Consider the following 12819-nt stretch of genomic DNA (forward strand, 5'->3'; position numbering starts at 1 on the left):
AGTATGCCAGATCACAAGGTCTGTATTAAATATGAGATAGATGAGCGCGCGGCATTACGTTACGGGCGTCAGCGCTATTTCCGGGTAGCCTTGGGCATTTGAGAGGTATGCAGAACCTGGAGGGCTTCGGTATGCGTCGTGATTATCGCCGCGGAGCGGTTAGCTCGCCAGGTCACGGCCGCGCCCGAAATGACGATCAGCGCAATACCGACGTAGGCCGGAATGGTCAGCAACTCACCGAGCAGCACAAGACCAACCAGTGAGGAAACCACTGGGTCCAGGGAGAAGAATACGCCCACAACGGCGGGATTGGTGAGCGTCGCGGCGAAGGCATCGCAAGAGAAAGCCAATGCAAGCCCCACGGCACCGATGAATATTGCGATTCCCCAATCTCCCAGGTTCATTCTCGGCACGGCGAGCGCGGTGGCCGGCGCCCACAGGATCGCTCCGATGGCGATGGACACTGAGAGTCCGCGGATCCCGGAGGTCGCCTCGGTGCCGTTGCCGATCTTGCCCGACAGGAAGGTGTATCCGGTCATGGATGCGGCGGCCATGAAAGCAAAGGCGTAGCCCAGCAAATCGGTGTTGCCGAAAGTCGGCCCGGCGATGAGAACGACACCAGCGAGGGCTCCGAGGGCGAACAGACCGTCCTTGATCTTGCGGACGCCCAACATGGCCACGGTGAATGCACCCAGATATTCGATGGTGACGGCGACGCCCAGCGGAATGCGATCGACCGCAAGGTAGAAGAACACATTCATCAAAGAGGAAACGACTCCGTAGGCCACGACCGATAGCCAGTCTTTCCGGGTGAACCGCCAGAAGCGGGGCCGGGCTATCGCGAGGAGAACGACCGCGGCCGTCGTCATGCGCAGGCCCGAGACCGAAACGGGGTTGAACTTTTCGAAGAGCGTCGAAGCGACGGCGGCTGTGATCTGGATGCCGGTCGAACCCACGAGCACCGCGAGCAACGCCGTGGTGCCTTTGTGACGAGGCGAGATGCGGTCAACAAGCGGCACAGGAAGACTCCATCAAGGGATCGAGGACGGTCCAGGGGTCATGGGATATCGCATCCGGCGAGAAGACCTCGAGCATCTGTTGCGCTGTTTCCGGCAGGTGCGGCCCGGTGGAGGTGCGTACGGGTCGGAGCGGCATCGACTGGGCGATCAACCGCGCGATATCGGCGCAGGAAAGCCCTGCATCCCGAAGTCTGGCCATCGTAACGGCGCCGTCGCGTTTGGCCAGCCGTTTGCCGTCGCGGTTGAGGGCGAGCGGAACATGGGCATACTCGATGTCGCCGAGGCCGAGCAAATGGGCAAGATAAGATTGCCGAGGCGTCGATGAAAGAAGGTCGTCGCCTCTGACGACCTGGTCGATGCCCTGGTGCGCATCGTCGACGACCACCGCGAGATTGTATGCCGCCCGTCCGTCGTTGCGAACAAGCACCATGTCGTCGACGGCATCAGTGTACCGACCGGCGAAGAGGTCGCATACCGTCCACTGGCTGACTTCGGCCCGGAGGCGCAAAGCGGCGGGCCGGTCCAGTGCTTTTTCGGCTCGTTGCTCGTCCGTCAGTTGCCTACAAGTTCCGGGGTAGGCACCCGGAGCCCCGTGTGGCGCCGAGGCCGCTTCCTGGATCTCCCGACGCGTGCAGAAGCATTCGTAGACCAAACCCTTGGCACGAAGTTCACGAACAGCCTCGTCATAGGCATGTGTGCGCTTCGACTGCACGAGCGGTTCATCATCCCAATCGATGCCGAGGGACGCCAGATCGTCCAACTGGCGCCGCGCGGATCCTTCTTGCACGCGATCCAAGTCTTCGATGCGCAGGACGAAGCGGCGACCGGTCGACCGCGCAAGGAGCCACGCGTATAGGGCGGTCCGGAGGTTGCCGAGATGCAAATCTCCGGAAGGCGACGGTGCGTAACGCCCCGTTCCTTGGGCGGAAATGTGCTGGCCGGATGGGGTGAACATGCTCCCATAGTAACGAGAGGGGCAAGTAGTCGATCGCGTCGAGCTGACGAGTTTCCCGCCAGGATGCCTCGCGAATCACTCCGGATCAAGTACCGTATGTATATGGCTCGAACACAGGAAATTGCCGACGGGATCTATGTCATAACGACGGATGACTACCGTTTGAACACCGGATTGATCCTTGGCGCGGACAAGGCCATGGTCATCGATACCGGTGCGGGACCGCGGCAAGGCGCAGAAATCTTCCGTGCTGCCCGCAAGATTACGGACCTTCCCTTCGTGGTCGTCAACACCCACGCGCACTACGACCACTTCTTCGGTAACGCCGTGTTTGCGGCGGATGGGGCCACCGATTTCTGGGCGCATCCGAACGCGGAAAGGGCGATGGAACGTTACGCGGACCGTCAGCGCGGTTATGTAGAGACTCTCGAGCCGGAGATGGCTCATCACCAGGGTCCCAACACCGACATCGTCCCGCCGACGCGTTTGCTCCCGGGGGATGGCGGGCGTGCCTCTTTCACAAGAGTCGATCTCGGAGAGCGCGCCGTGACGCTGTTCTACCTGGGCTTGGGGCACACCGACAACGATGTCCTGGCAGGTGTGGACGAAATCCTGTTCACGGGCGATATCGTCGAACAGGGTGCGGACCCCGCATTCGACGACTCCTTCCCCGAGGTGTGGGTCCAAACCCTGGCAACAGTTGCCGGCCTGGACCGGTACCACGTATTCGTCCCGGGGCACGGTACTCCGGTCGAACGAACATTCGTGCAGCGCCAGTCGGAGACCATGCGTGAGGCTATCGATCGCATCGCGGCTTCCACCTCCAACCCGGAGGCTGGCCCGACGACGGCGGCCATGTACAAGCTGCCATACGATGCAGGGGTCACGCGTATCCTCCTGGACCGGCTGGCATGGCTGGAGGAAAAGGGAATGATGGGTGAGGACCTGTCCGTGGAGGACACACCCACCGGAGTTACCGGTCCCATCACCACGGGAGAGCACGCCCAGTAGGTTTGTGGTTCCACGACGAAAAAGCGGCGGGCACGGGGCCCGCCGCTTTTTCGTCATGTTGTCTGCACGAACATGCCTCTAGTAGGTCCAGACCTTGGTATAGGGGCGTTCGTCCGCGGGTTGCTTGCGGCGCAGGAGCCAAACGTTCAGCGCGGTGGTCAGCAATCCTACGGAAAAGATCAGGCACAAGCTTCCCAAGAGGGCTGCTCCTGTGAAGTGTTGCTGGGCGGCGATCATGTAGGTAGCCATTGCACAGAAAGCCAGGAAAAGGCCCGAGATGACCATGAGGGGGATGATGAGCATCCCCGTGTGGCGTGTACTCGACGTGTCGTGGTCCTCGGCCGGGATGAATCGCAGAACCAGCAAGCCGAGTCCCGTCCACGCGCCCACCACGAAGAGCGCGGCCACCACATCGGCCGGGCGGTGCCACTCATTGATGACAGTCGCAACGCCGGTGAGTGTGCCGAACAGGAACATGATCAGCGAGAGGAACGGCCGCCACTTCTTGGGCGCGGCCAGGAAAAGCGCGGCCCCGGCCGCGGCGGCGAACGTCGTGTGACCCGAAGGCAGGGAATTCATGGTCGCTTCCTGGACCCCCAAATTGGGCTTGTCCAGGATTAAAGATTTCAGAACTTGCGTGGTGGCATTCGCCCCGACCGCCATCAGAAGGCCGATCAACGCCGGAAGGAACCGGTGTCGGCGCACGAGAACCAGGACGATGCCGATCACCGCGAGCACTCCGGAGATCACCGGTAGGGCGCTGAGAAGATCGTCCGAACCTTTGCTGTACTGACGGAAGTTGTTGCTGACCTCCGAGAGTGCGGTTTGGTCGATCCACTGGCCCGAATAGCTGTAGAGGAAAGTCCAGATCGTCGCGCACAAACCTGCGATCATGACCGCGACCACGACCAGGTGTTTGAAGACGATTCCGAAAGTCGGTGGCTGAAACGGTCTCCGATGCGTCGACGGCCAATCGCGTTCAGGGCCGTTGCCCAATTGTCGCGTTGGCTCGGTACTCATACGGCTCGGGCCCCCTTTCTGCTCATCAATCCACCCCATTTCAGTTCAGGATGCCAGCATCACCTGCCCATTCGTCGGAATTTCCCTGAACGTTTCCTGAGCGCCATGTCATTGCATAGTCTTGCGCGAGGAAAAGGTGCACAGTGGAGGCATGACCGAGCGAGACTGGCCCAGCCTTGAACAATTGGAAGACACAGCAACGGTAGTTTCCGTGCCGCTCAACGTGCGGTTCCGCGGCGTCGATCACCGGGAAGCTCTGCTTTTCCAGGGGCCGGAAGGCTGGGGCGAATTCTGTCCTTTTCTCGAGTACGGACCGACCGAGGCTTCCCGTTGGCTGGCATCCGCCATAGAGTCCGCGTGGGAACCATTCCCCGTCGCGCGCCGGAACAAGGTGCCCGTCAATGCAACCGTTCCCGCGATCGGGCCGGAACGCGTCCCCGAGGTGCTCTCTCGGTCCCGCGGTCACGTGCGTGAAGTCAAAATCAAAGTGGCCGAGCGAGGACAGTCTCTTGACGACGATGTCGCCCGAGTGCGTGCGGTCCACCGAGCCGTTCCCGGGGCCGTTCTGAAGATGGATGCGAATGGCGGATGGAACCACGAGTCCGCGTTGGATGCCATCCGCGCGCTCGCGGAATTCGCTCCTGCATACATCGAACAACCCGTGCCCACGATCGACGGCCTCGCGAGATTACGCCGGGCGATTGCTCACGAAGGTCTTGGCGTACGGATCGCGGCGGACGAATCCGTGCGTAAAGAATCAGACCCGTTGAGGGTTGCGGAGGAGGGGGCGGCCGACTTGATCGTGGTCAAGGCTGCGCCGCTGGGCGGTCCGCGCAATGCCCTGGACATCATCCGCGACGCCGGTCTTCCCGCTGTAGTCAGCTCGGCCCTGGAGACGTCGGTCGGAATGAGCGCGGGTCTTGCGCTCGCGGCTTCAATTCCTGAACTGGAGCACGCTTGTGGTTTGGGAACGGCTTCCCTGCTCGCCGGTGACCTGACGAATGAGCCATTGATTCCCGAGGACGGCTACCTGCCGGTGCGACGAGTTGCCCCCGACCCGGGGCGACTCGAAGAATTCCGGGCCCCCGGAGACCGACGCGACTGGTGGATGGGCCGGCTCCGAGACAATTACGCCCCGTTGGCCGGGAAGACCGGGCATGTACGGAAGCACCTCAACGACGAGGAGGAATGAATGCGAGCGGACTACCGTCTGATCGAGGATGCGCCTGACCTCGAAGACTACGTGCGTTTGAGAGCGGAAGCGGGGCTGTCTCCGAAGACCCCGGAACAGGCTGCTCCGGTATTGACCGGTTCGTGGGCCTGGGCACATGTGAGGCACGTGGAATCGGATGAGACTGTTGCTATGGGCAGGGTCCTTGGTGACGGCGGATGGTACTTCCACATCGCCGACATGGCTACGCTGCCCAACCACCAGGGCAGGGGCATTGGTAGGGAAGTGATCTCTTCTTTGATCCGAAGAATTCGACAGCACGCCCCGGCTGACCCGTACATCACCTTGATGGCGGACGAGCCGGGACGCGCGCTGTATTACAGCATGGGGTTCAGAGACGCGATGCCCCATTCGATGGGGATGGTCATTCCACGGGACTGACTTTGCCTCCCCAAAGAACCGACGACCACGGAAGCCTCGGCCGTTCTCCGGGCGAGGCCAGGCGCTGGGGTCCGTAGGAGGAGAGGTCCCGGACTTTCGCGGCATCGTCATAGATTCCCTTGAGATAGCGATGTCCCGTATCCGGGCACGTCATCAGAACGCAACGGTCCCGAGGGGCCTCATTCTGCGTGAGGTATCTCGCCACCGCGTAAGCGGCTCCCGAGCTGAGGCCCGCGAACAGCGCATGCTCCCGGCAGAGAGATATGGTGCCCGACCGTCCGACCTCGTACGAGATCCAGTGGATCGAGTGATACAGATCATGGCGGACGTTTTCGAATTCGATTGAACTGCCGATCCCGGCGATGAGCATGTCCGGATCCTCGACTTCTTCCGAGCCGAAAGTGACCGAGCCAAACGGCTGGACACCGACGAGTCGCACATCGAGCCCCGACGATGCCAGACCGAGGGCGAGCGAACCGCTGGAAACGCCCGAACCCACCGGGGCGACGAGATCAACGGCCCGATAACCTCTCTCGAGCAGGAGGTGACCCGAAACCGAAGCGATAGGTTCATACCCGAGGTAATGAACCGCGTCGTGGTACTGACGCATCCAGTGCCACTCAGGATGAGCTTTCACCAGCTCCTGGACTCGCGAGACGCGGCGGTGTTGGTCTGCCCGCAACGATTCGGACGGTGGCATCTGCTCGAGTTCGGCGCCCAAGAGGTCGAGCTGTATGCGCAGAGTCTCGTCGATCGTGGTCGAACCGACGATGTAACAGTGCACCCCGAACTCGTGGCATGCGAGAGCCAAGGCGCACGCATAGATGCCGCTCGACGAGTCGATGACCGTCGAACCGGCCCGGATTGTGCCTTCTTGCATGAGGCGGCCCAGAGCCGCTCGGGCCGAGCGTGCCTTCATCACCTCAAAGCGCAAAGTGAACAATTGGGGTGTCAACTCGATCAGGTCGGGGGCCCCCAGCGACTGGCCCGCGTGCCTTGATATCGCTCGAGGAATGTCGGCACCGTTCGATGAAGCCTCGTCGCTCATGGATTCTCCCAAAGTTCGTGGATGGTAGTCGGTAAGCCCGAGTCGGTGAGTTCTCGACGGGCCTCGGAGGCGCGCGGCGCGACGTCGGGATCGGAGGCGTCGAACATGATGGAACAGATGGTCCCGCTGTGAGCGATCTGGACCCCCACACCACCGGTTCGACCGCAGATGTCCAACACCCGCCAGAGATGGGGTTTGGGCAAGTGCCTCTGGTTGATGAGTGCCGAGCGCGTCGCAATCCTCCCCAGGGCCTTGGGATCACGCCGGCGAATGGCCCGATCCAAGAGGCTCCGTAGATGATCGAATTCGGTTCGCTCTGAGGTCGTATATCGTGCGGGCCCCATGGAAACCGTGTCGATCGGTTCGACGGCGAGCCTGCACCCGACCAACCACAGGGGCGGCAACGGTTGCTCCCACCGTTGCAGGATGTGAGCGTGGCGCTGGGCGAAGAGCACCGGCGTTGTGTCGAAGGCCAGGGGATCGGAAGCCGTTTCGGCACGAACAGCGATCGCGCTGACCTCCCTTTGGTCCAGCGTCAGGCCGCAGCAATCGCAGACGGCGCGAATTGTTGCCACGACGTCGGCCGTCGACGAGCCCATTCCCCAACCTCGACGGATGTCACTGCTCAGGTGCAAATACCCGCCGGTAGGCCGGTTGAGGCCTCGCCGGGAACACAGCTCCAAGGTCAGTTCGGCCGCTTTCGCCGATTTCGAATGCTCGCCCTGCACACGGACACCGGCCCGAGAATCCCGGGGGCAAAAGGTCGCGTAGGCCCGCCTGCTGGGCAATGGAAGGGTCAGCAGCCCGGGAACGTACTTGCCACGGGATCGGTCCCAGAAGGTTCCTTGGAGCAATTCGCCGTGGTGTCCCATGCAAGAACCCCGGCCGGTGGTCAACGTGCAATCGGCATCGGCGTCGGCGGTCGGGACGGCGGATTGCGCTTGCGAGCATGTTGAGGGGGCCCTTGACGAAAGCCCGGCGTGAGGCAACTGAGGATCGATCATGGATTCCCTCCTTCGCGGCCTGCGCGTAGGCGCCATGCGGCTCTGGCTGTCGCAATGGCTGCGCCCGCCGTCACCGCTCCCAAGGCAATCCCTGCGCCGTTCCAACCAGACAGGGCCAGGCCCAGTCCTGCAATTGAGGCTCCGATGCAGACCCCGAGGCTTTGGCCCGCTCCATTGAGCCCGAGGACCGTTCCGCGGTGACTTCCTGATAGGCGTACAAGGAGGGTGGTCACCGTGGCGGCCAGAACCGCGTGGGACGCCCCCAAGAGGGCCGTGGCGCCCAGGGCCGAAGCCACGTGATGGGTCCCGAACAGCCACATGATTGCCGCCGTTCCGAGTGCCGCTGCGATCGCGCCGATCCACGCCGTCATGACCGAATTGGAGATCTTGCGCAGCGCGACACCTCCGAACCAGTTACCGAGAAAGAAGGCCAATCCGGAGAGCGTCCAGACCAAGGAAAAGAGCCCAGGACCGACCCGGAAGCGCTCGTCGTACAGGACGGCAAGGTACGCGAGCTGCCCCATGAAGGCCGCCGTCCGTAACGTCGAAGCCGTCAGCAAAGCAGGAATGCAGGACAGCCCTACGGCTATCTTGAGCGATTCCACGTAACCGGTGTGCGAACCGCCCTGTCTCGGGGACCCGACTTCGACCGCGGAACCGAGCCCGGACTTCAGGGCCCACGCCAGTGCGAGGCAGAGCAATGACGTGGCGAGGAGATCTCCACGCCAGCCCCACCACGTGGCAGGGAATGCCAGAAGGGGTGCCGACAACACCGCAGTCAACGTCATGACGGACGAGACCTGCGTTGCGGCGCGTCCGGATGTCGCCTCGTCGCGGAACCGGTCGGCGGCCATTGCGGAGGCCGCCGGATTGAGGACCGAGGTGCCCGCTCCGACGAACAGGCAGAAGAGTACCCAGGCCCAGGGTGAACCGATGATCCCGACCAAACAGGCCGACGCCAACAGGACCAATGAGGAGATCGTGGCCGTGCACCGGGAGATGCGGTCCAGAAGAGGCGCGCACCTCAGTCCGACGAGGAGCGCGGCGACGCCCCCTACACCGCGCAGGCTCCCCATGAGGGTCGCGTGGTGACCGCTGTCCCGGGTGATCTCGACCAGAAAATTGGAATAAATGGTGAAAGGGACGAGTCCGAGGGCGCACGCGCCCAGAAGCGGCCAGATCCTGGCCACGATCGCTCGGTCAGTAAGTCTTGCATCGGAGTCGGTCGGGTGCTCGTGCTGCATGTATGCTCCTCGGCCCTTTGTCATGGTGCCTTGTACACGTAGAGAGGAGTTTCTTCGGCGCTGAACTGCGAGAATGGGAAGTGCTCAGCGCTTAGGGCCGAGACCCCGCATCCCAAGAACTCTCTGGCGACTGCGGAGCCCGATTGGGCGTAGACCGCGAGCGGTATCCGACGCTCGACGCATCTGTTTCGGATGCGATCGAAAGTTCCGTTGCCCAGAGTCATCCCCGTGGCGATGACGGAATCTGCCTGGTCCAGAACCTCTTCCATATCGTGACTCACGGGGTCGCCCCACTGTGTGGTTTGCATCCCGTAGTCGCAAGGCAGCGGCTCGCCGCCGCGCTGGCGTATCGCCGCGATCAAGGGGTTGACCACACCGATGAGCGCGACCCGATCGCCCGCGGTTATGTCGACCAGCCCCGCCACTGCGTGATCGCGAGCGGCGGCACGCTCGTCGGGAGTGCCCGTGGGCAGATGAACGAGCCGCGCCCTCGCGTCGTCGCGATGCGGCCTCCGCGCAGCGAGCCAGGCGTCGAGTGCCGCCAACCGAATCGGGCCCGAGGCGTGTTTGAGCAGTTCTCGCACCGGGTTGCCGGACAGCTCGGAAATTTCAGGCCCGAGTTCCCCAGCCTCGAACGCGCAGGCCCCGAACGCGCTGTCGACCCGGACCAGGACGTATTGATTCCGATAGAGCTGTTCTCCGGCGGCCAGACGCGTGCCGTGCTGTACATAGAAGACGCTCCGGGCGACGGCGGGAGTTGCGGCATTGTCTTCCTGAGCAATTGCTTTTCGAATGACGTCTTCGATCGAGATGGTTTCGTGAGGGCTGACCCGGCTCATCGCAGGCCCCTTCCGTTCAGGTACTCGGACAATTTCTCGGCCGCCTCAATATTTCGTGGGCTGGCCACTGCCTCGCCGTAATCCATCACATAAATGTTGTCGTGTTTGACGGCAGGCGAGTCCTTGAGCGGAGATTGTTCCTTGAGATACCTGATCTTCTCTTCGACCGGTTGCTTGTTGTAGTCCACAACGACAATTGCCTGTGGGTTTGCGGTCACAACGGATTCCCAGCCCACGGTGTCCCAACGGGCATCCAGCTGAGAAGTGACGGAATGGGCACCGGCCAGGTCCACGATCGAATTGGCAGCTGTCCGACGCCCCGCGGTGTATGGCTCGGTGGTTCCGGAATCGTAGATGAACACTCGACTCGGGTTGTCCGGACGGGGTGCATCCTTGAGTTTGTCCTTGCGTTGGTTCAGGTCCGAGACCAACTTCTCGGCGCGGTCCTCGACCCCGAAAATCTTTCCGAGATCCTTGAGGTCCTGATTGGTGGCTTCCAACGGTTCTGGGCTGGATTGGTCACCTTTGTAGTTGAAGCACGTCTCGTTCTGCATGTACGACTGGATGCCCACTTTTGCCAAGGAGTCGGGAGTTACCCCGCGTTCCTCGCTGAATCCTGCCTGCCAACCCGCGAACACCCAATCGGCTTTGGCGCTGACCAACGTTTCCTGTCCCAGGACCGTGTCCGAGATGGTTTCGACTTTGGAATAGTCATCACGGTAGGGGGACTTGTCGACTACGCTGCTGATCGTCTTGGGCATGACGATTCCGCGCATCCTATCGGCAAGCCCCAACGAGAACATTTTCTCGATCGCGGAGACATCGTAGGCGACAGGTTTCTGCGGCGTGGGGTAGGTCGTCGACTGACCGCAGTTCGATATGGTCTTCTCCGGGGCATGCGATGAATCCTTCTGGACCGAGGCTCCGCAACCGGAGAGAAGCAAGATTCCCACGAGCCCGGCCGAACACAGCGTTCCGGAGCGTCGCCGGTGGGTGCGTCTGCGTTTGCACGGCATCGGGATGTGATTCATAAGGTTCTCCTTTGGTCGGTTGATCGAAATATTCATGTGGTGCAGTCGCCGGGTATTCAGGAGGGCGGCGTTACATGGGAAACAGGAAATAGGGTGCCCCGGTGTCCGGACGCGACGTCACCAGGGGACGAACCTTGTAGACCTCCTCTACGAGATCAGGATCAAGCGTTTCGGCGGGCGGACCGTCGGCGACAATGCGGCCGTGGTCCATCACGATGATTCGGTCGCATGAGCTGGCCGCGAGGTTGAGATCGTGAAGGGCCATGACGACGCCGGGTCTCCTCGTTCCGGCGGGCGGTAAGGGCGCCTCATCGTCGGATTCGGCACTCTCCGCGGGGTGAGCGTGGCTCCTCACATCCCGGATGAGATCGACCTGGTGTCTCAGATCCAGGTGATTGGTCGGTTCATCGAGAAGCAAATACGGGGTCTCTTGGGCCAGTGCGCGGGCGAGCAGAGTTCTCTGGCGCTCTCCGCCCGAAAGATCCAGGAAACTTCTGTGGGCGAATTCCGCAACACCGGTGCGGGCCATCGCGCTCTCGACCGCCTGATTGCCTCCCTCACGGGTTGCCGTCGGATTGGCGAGGGCGCCCAAGGAAACGACCTCGGCGACGGTGAAATCCAGTTCTCCGCGCTCTTCCTGCGGAAGAGCCGCAATGAGCGAGGCGGACTTCTTGTGGGGCAGCTCCGTCAGGCGAGCACCGTTGATTAGAATCGCACCGTGGCGGGGTCGCAAGGCGCGGTAGAGCGCCTTGAGCAGAGTCGATTTCCCGCAACCGTTGGGACCGACTAGCCCGACGACCGCACCCGGGCCAATGCCGAGCGAAACCTCGTGCACCACTTCTGTGCCCGCGACCTCGATCGTCAGGTTCTGCAGGCTGAGACCGACCCGAGCATTCATCGAGATCCTCCGAAGACGTAACCGCGGCGGCGGATCAGAATGATGAACACCGGCACACCGATGAGTGCCGTGACCACGCCGAGGGGGAGTTCGCGCGGAGGCACGGCGATGCGGCTGATCAGATCGACCCAGACCATGAACACGGCACCGAACATGGGCGCCAGGAGGGTTGCGGTTCGGTGTGCAGGGCCGAGCACGATTCGTGTCAGGTGAGGGATGACCAGTCCGACGAAGCCTATGGTTCCAGCGACCGAGACCAATGTCGCCGTTCCGAGAACGGTGAGGAAGAAGAGCCGGATCCTGAGGGCTTCCGGATCGACGCCGAGGCTCGCGGACGACCCGTCGCCCATGGACAGGGCATCCAAATCAGGGGCGCGGTGCCAGAGATAGACAATGCACCCGCACGTGACGATCCCGGCGAGCGGAAGCTGACTCCAGGTTGCCCCGCCCAAAGAACCGAGCATCCAGAACATCACGGTGCGGGCGGCGTCACCCTTGGAATCGAAGAAGACGATCGCGGACATCAGGGCCTGGAACCCGAAAGACAGGACGACGCCGGTCAGGATCAGCCGTACCGGTGCAATACCGTTCGACGAGCTTGACAGCCCGTAGACAAGGACCGAGGCCGCGAGGGCACCGGCAAATGCTGCCGAGGACAGCGCGTAGACACCGAGCCCCGAAAGCAGCCCCCAGGACACCACGGCGCTCGCGCCTACTGAGGCACCGGATGAGATGCCGAGAATAAAGGGATCCGCGAGGGGATTGCGCACCATGGACTGTGCGGCGATCCCCAGGGTGCTCAGTCCGGCACCCACGACGGCGGCCATGATCGCCCTCGGCGTGCGAATGTCGACGATGACCGTGTAATCAGTCACGTCAGCAGAGTCGATAGTCCCGCCGGTCAGGGCAGCCCACAAGTGAGACGTCGTACGACCCAACGGGATCGAGGCGGCGCCCCACGAGATGGCGAGCAGTATCGACACGAGGAGCACGGCCGCCAGCCCGCAGGCCAGTAGTACCTGGTGTCGTGGACTCATTCTGCGACGTGAAGGATTCATTGGAAGTAAATGATAATCATTCGCATCTAGAAATTCCAAAGAGCCCCACGTGGTCTCGTGATTCTGCGCCCGGCTTCATG

The 12819-nt window shown here is 62.2% G+C and carries 13 protein-coding genes; 3 read left to right on the top strand and 10 right to left on the bottom strand.

Annotated elements, in window-relative coordinates; translation table 11 throughout:
* Positions 1–74: 74 nt before the first annotated feature.
* Both EWV35_RS01300 and gluQRS read right to left on the bottom strand, forming a co-directional pair.
* Entirely contained in the window at positions 75–1019 is a 945-nt protein-coding gene (locus tag EWV35_RS01300) for an EamA family transporter (RefSeq protein WP_129657453.1), read from the bottom strand.
* Complete coding sequence (gene gluQRS, locus EWV35_RS01305) at positions 1006–1974, bottom strand: tRNA glutamyl-Q(34) synthetase GluQRS (RefSeq protein WP_129657455.1); 969 nt, start codon at positions 1972–1974, stop codon at positions 1006–1008. Before gluQRS ends, EWV35_RS01300 begins: the two co-directional genes overlap by 14 nt.
* Positions 1975–2076: 102 nt before the next feature.
* On the opposite strand from gluQRS, the gene EWV35_RS01310 reads away from it, so the two are divergent.
* On the top strand, positions 2077–2985 hold the full coding sequence (locus EWV35_RS01310; RefSeq protein ID WP_129657457.1) for an MBL fold metallo-hydrolase: 909 nt from the start codon (positions 2077–2079) through the stop codon (positions 2983–2985).
* A gap of 78 nt (positions 2986–3063) precedes the next feature.
* Here the strand turns inward: EWV35_RS01310 and EWV35_RS01315 are convergent, their stop codons facing one another.
* Positions 3064–4005 (bottom strand): phosphatase PAP2 family protein, encoded by a 942-nt coding sequence (locus EWV35_RS01315; protein WP_165168274.1) that lies wholly within the window; start codon positions 4003–4005, stop codon positions 3064–3066.
* Positions 4006–4156: 151 nt separating this feature from the next.
* Here EWV35_RS01315 and EWV35_RS01320 point away from each other — a divergent pair, with 151 nt between their 5' ends.
* Together EWV35_RS01320 and EWV35_RS01325 are read left to right on the top strand one after the other, a co-directional pair.
* On the top strand, positions 4157–5197 hold the full coding sequence (locus EWV35_RS01320) for an o-succinylbenzoate synthase (protein WP_129657461.1): 1041 nt from the start codon (positions 4157–4159) through the stop codon (positions 5195–5197).
* Positions 5198–5617 carry a GNAT family N-acetyltransferase gene (locus tag EWV35_RS01325; protein ID WP_129657463.1) on the top strand — a complete coding sequence of 140 codons (420 nt, stop codon included), beginning with the start codon at positions 5198–5200 and terminating at the stop codon, positions 5615–5617.
* Here the strand turns inward: EWV35_RS01325 and EWV35_RS01330 are convergent.
* The 7 genes from EWV35_RS01330 to EWV35_RS01360 form a co-directional block, all read right to left on the bottom strand.
* A complete protein-coding gene (locus tag EWV35_RS01330; RefSeq protein ID WP_129657465.1) occupies positions 5601–6665 on the bottom strand; it encodes a pyridoxal-phosphate dependent enzyme in 1065 nt (354 codons plus the stop codon). The two genes, EWV35_RS01325 and EWV35_RS01330, sit on opposite strands and share 17 nt — an antisense overlap.
* Positions 6662–7669 carry a GHMP family kinase ATP-binding protein gene (locus EWV35_RS01335; RefSeq protein ID WP_165168276.1) on the bottom strand — a complete coding sequence of 336 codons (1008 nt, stop codon included), beginning with the start codon at positions 7667–7669 and terminating at the stop codon, positions 6662–6664. The genes EWV35_RS01330 and EWV35_RS01335 overlap by 4 nt, the downstream gene beginning before the upstream one ends.
* Positions 7666–8913, bottom strand: a complete 1248-nt coding sequence (locus EWV35_RS01340; protein WP_165168278.1) for an MFS transporter — start codon at positions 8911–8913, stop codon at positions 7666–7668. The genes EWV35_RS01335 and EWV35_RS01340 overlap by 4 nt, the downstream gene beginning before the upstream one ends.
* Positions 8914–8933: 20 nt before the next feature.
* Positions 8934–9752 (bottom strand): Rossmann-like domain-containing protein, encoded by an 819-nt coding sequence (locus EWV35_RS01345; protein ID WP_193554061.1) that lies wholly within the window; start codon positions 9750–9752, stop codon positions 8934–8936.
* Positions 9749–10783 carry an ABC transporter substrate-binding protein gene (locus tag EWV35_RS01350; protein ID WP_238654008.1) on the bottom strand — a complete coding sequence of 345 codons (1035 nt, stop codon included), beginning with the start codon at positions 10781–10783 and terminating at the stop codon, positions 9749–9751. Before EWV35_RS01350 ends, EWV35_RS01345 begins: the two co-directional genes overlap by 4 nt.
* 70 nt (positions 10784–10853) lie before the next feature.
* On the bottom strand, positions 10854–11681 hold the full coding sequence (locus EWV35_RS01355) for an ABC transporter ATP-binding protein (RefSeq protein WP_129657471.1): 828 nt from the start codon (positions 11679–11681) through the stop codon (positions 10854–10856).
* Positions 11678–12718 carry a FecCD family ABC transporter permease gene (locus EWV35_RS01360; RefSeq protein ID WP_202976012.1) on the bottom strand — a complete coding sequence of 347 codons (1041 nt, stop codon included), beginning with the start codon at positions 12716–12718 and terminating at the stop codon, positions 11678–11680. Before EWV35_RS01360 ends, EWV35_RS01355 begins: the two co-directional genes overlap by 4 nt.
* Positions 12719–12819 lie beyond the last annotated feature (101 nt).

This window comes from Rothia uropygialis, from assembly GCF_004137765.1.
Taxonomy (GTDB): domain Bacteria; phylum Actinomycetota; class Actinomycetes; order Actinomycetales; family Micrococcaceae; genus Rothia.

Bases quoted from the DNA above. Each gene is read 5' to 3' on its own strand.
- EWV35_RS01330 (WP_129657465.1), bottom strand. From the start codon at position 6,665: ATGAGCGACGAGGCTTCATCGAACGGTGCCGACATTCCTCGAGCGATA.
- EWV35_RS01315 (WP_165168274.1), bottom strand. From the start codon at position 4,005: ATGAGTACCGAGCCAACGCGACAATTGGGCAACGGCCCTGAACGCGAT.
- EWV35_RS01310 (WP_129657457.1), top strand. From the start codon at position 2,077: ATGGCTCGAACACAGGAAATTGCCGACGGGATCTATGTCATAACGACG.
- gluQRS (WP_129657455.1), bottom strand. From the start codon at position 1,974: ATGTTCACCCCATCCGGCCAGCACATTTCCGCCCAAGGAACGGGGCGT.
- EWV35_RS01355 (WP_129657471.1), bottom strand. From the start codon at position 11,681: ATGAATGCTCGGGTCGGTCTCAGCCTGCAGAACCTGACGATCGAGGTC.
- EWV35_RS01360 (WP_202976012.1), bottom strand. From the start codon at position 12,718: ATGAGTCCACGACACCAGGTACTACTGGCCTGCGGGCTGGCGGCCGTG.
- EWV35_RS01345 (WP_193554061.1), bottom strand. From the start codon at position 9,752: ATGAGCCGGGTCAGCCCTCACGAAACCATCTCGATCGAAGACGTCATT.
- EWV35_RS01350 (WP_238654008.1), bottom strand. From the start codon at position 10,783: ATGAATCACATCCCGATGCCGTGCAAACGCAGACGCACCCACCGGCGA.
- EWV35_RS01320 (WP_129657461.1), top strand. From the start codon at position 4,157: ATGACCGAGCGAGACTGGCCCAGCCTTGAACAATTGGAAGACACAGCA.
- EWV35_RS01340 (WP_165168278.1), bottom strand. From the start codon at position 8,913: ATGCAGCACGAGCACCCGACCGACTCCGATGCAAGACTTACTGACCGA.
- EWV35_RS01325 (WP_129657463.1), top strand. From the start codon at position 5,198: ATGCGAGCGGACTACCGTCTGATCGAGGATGCGCCTGACCTCGAAGAC.
- EWV35_RS01335 (WP_165168276.1), bottom strand. From the start codon at position 7,669: ATGATCGATCCTCAGTTGCCTCACGCCGGGCTTTCGTCAAGGGCCCCC.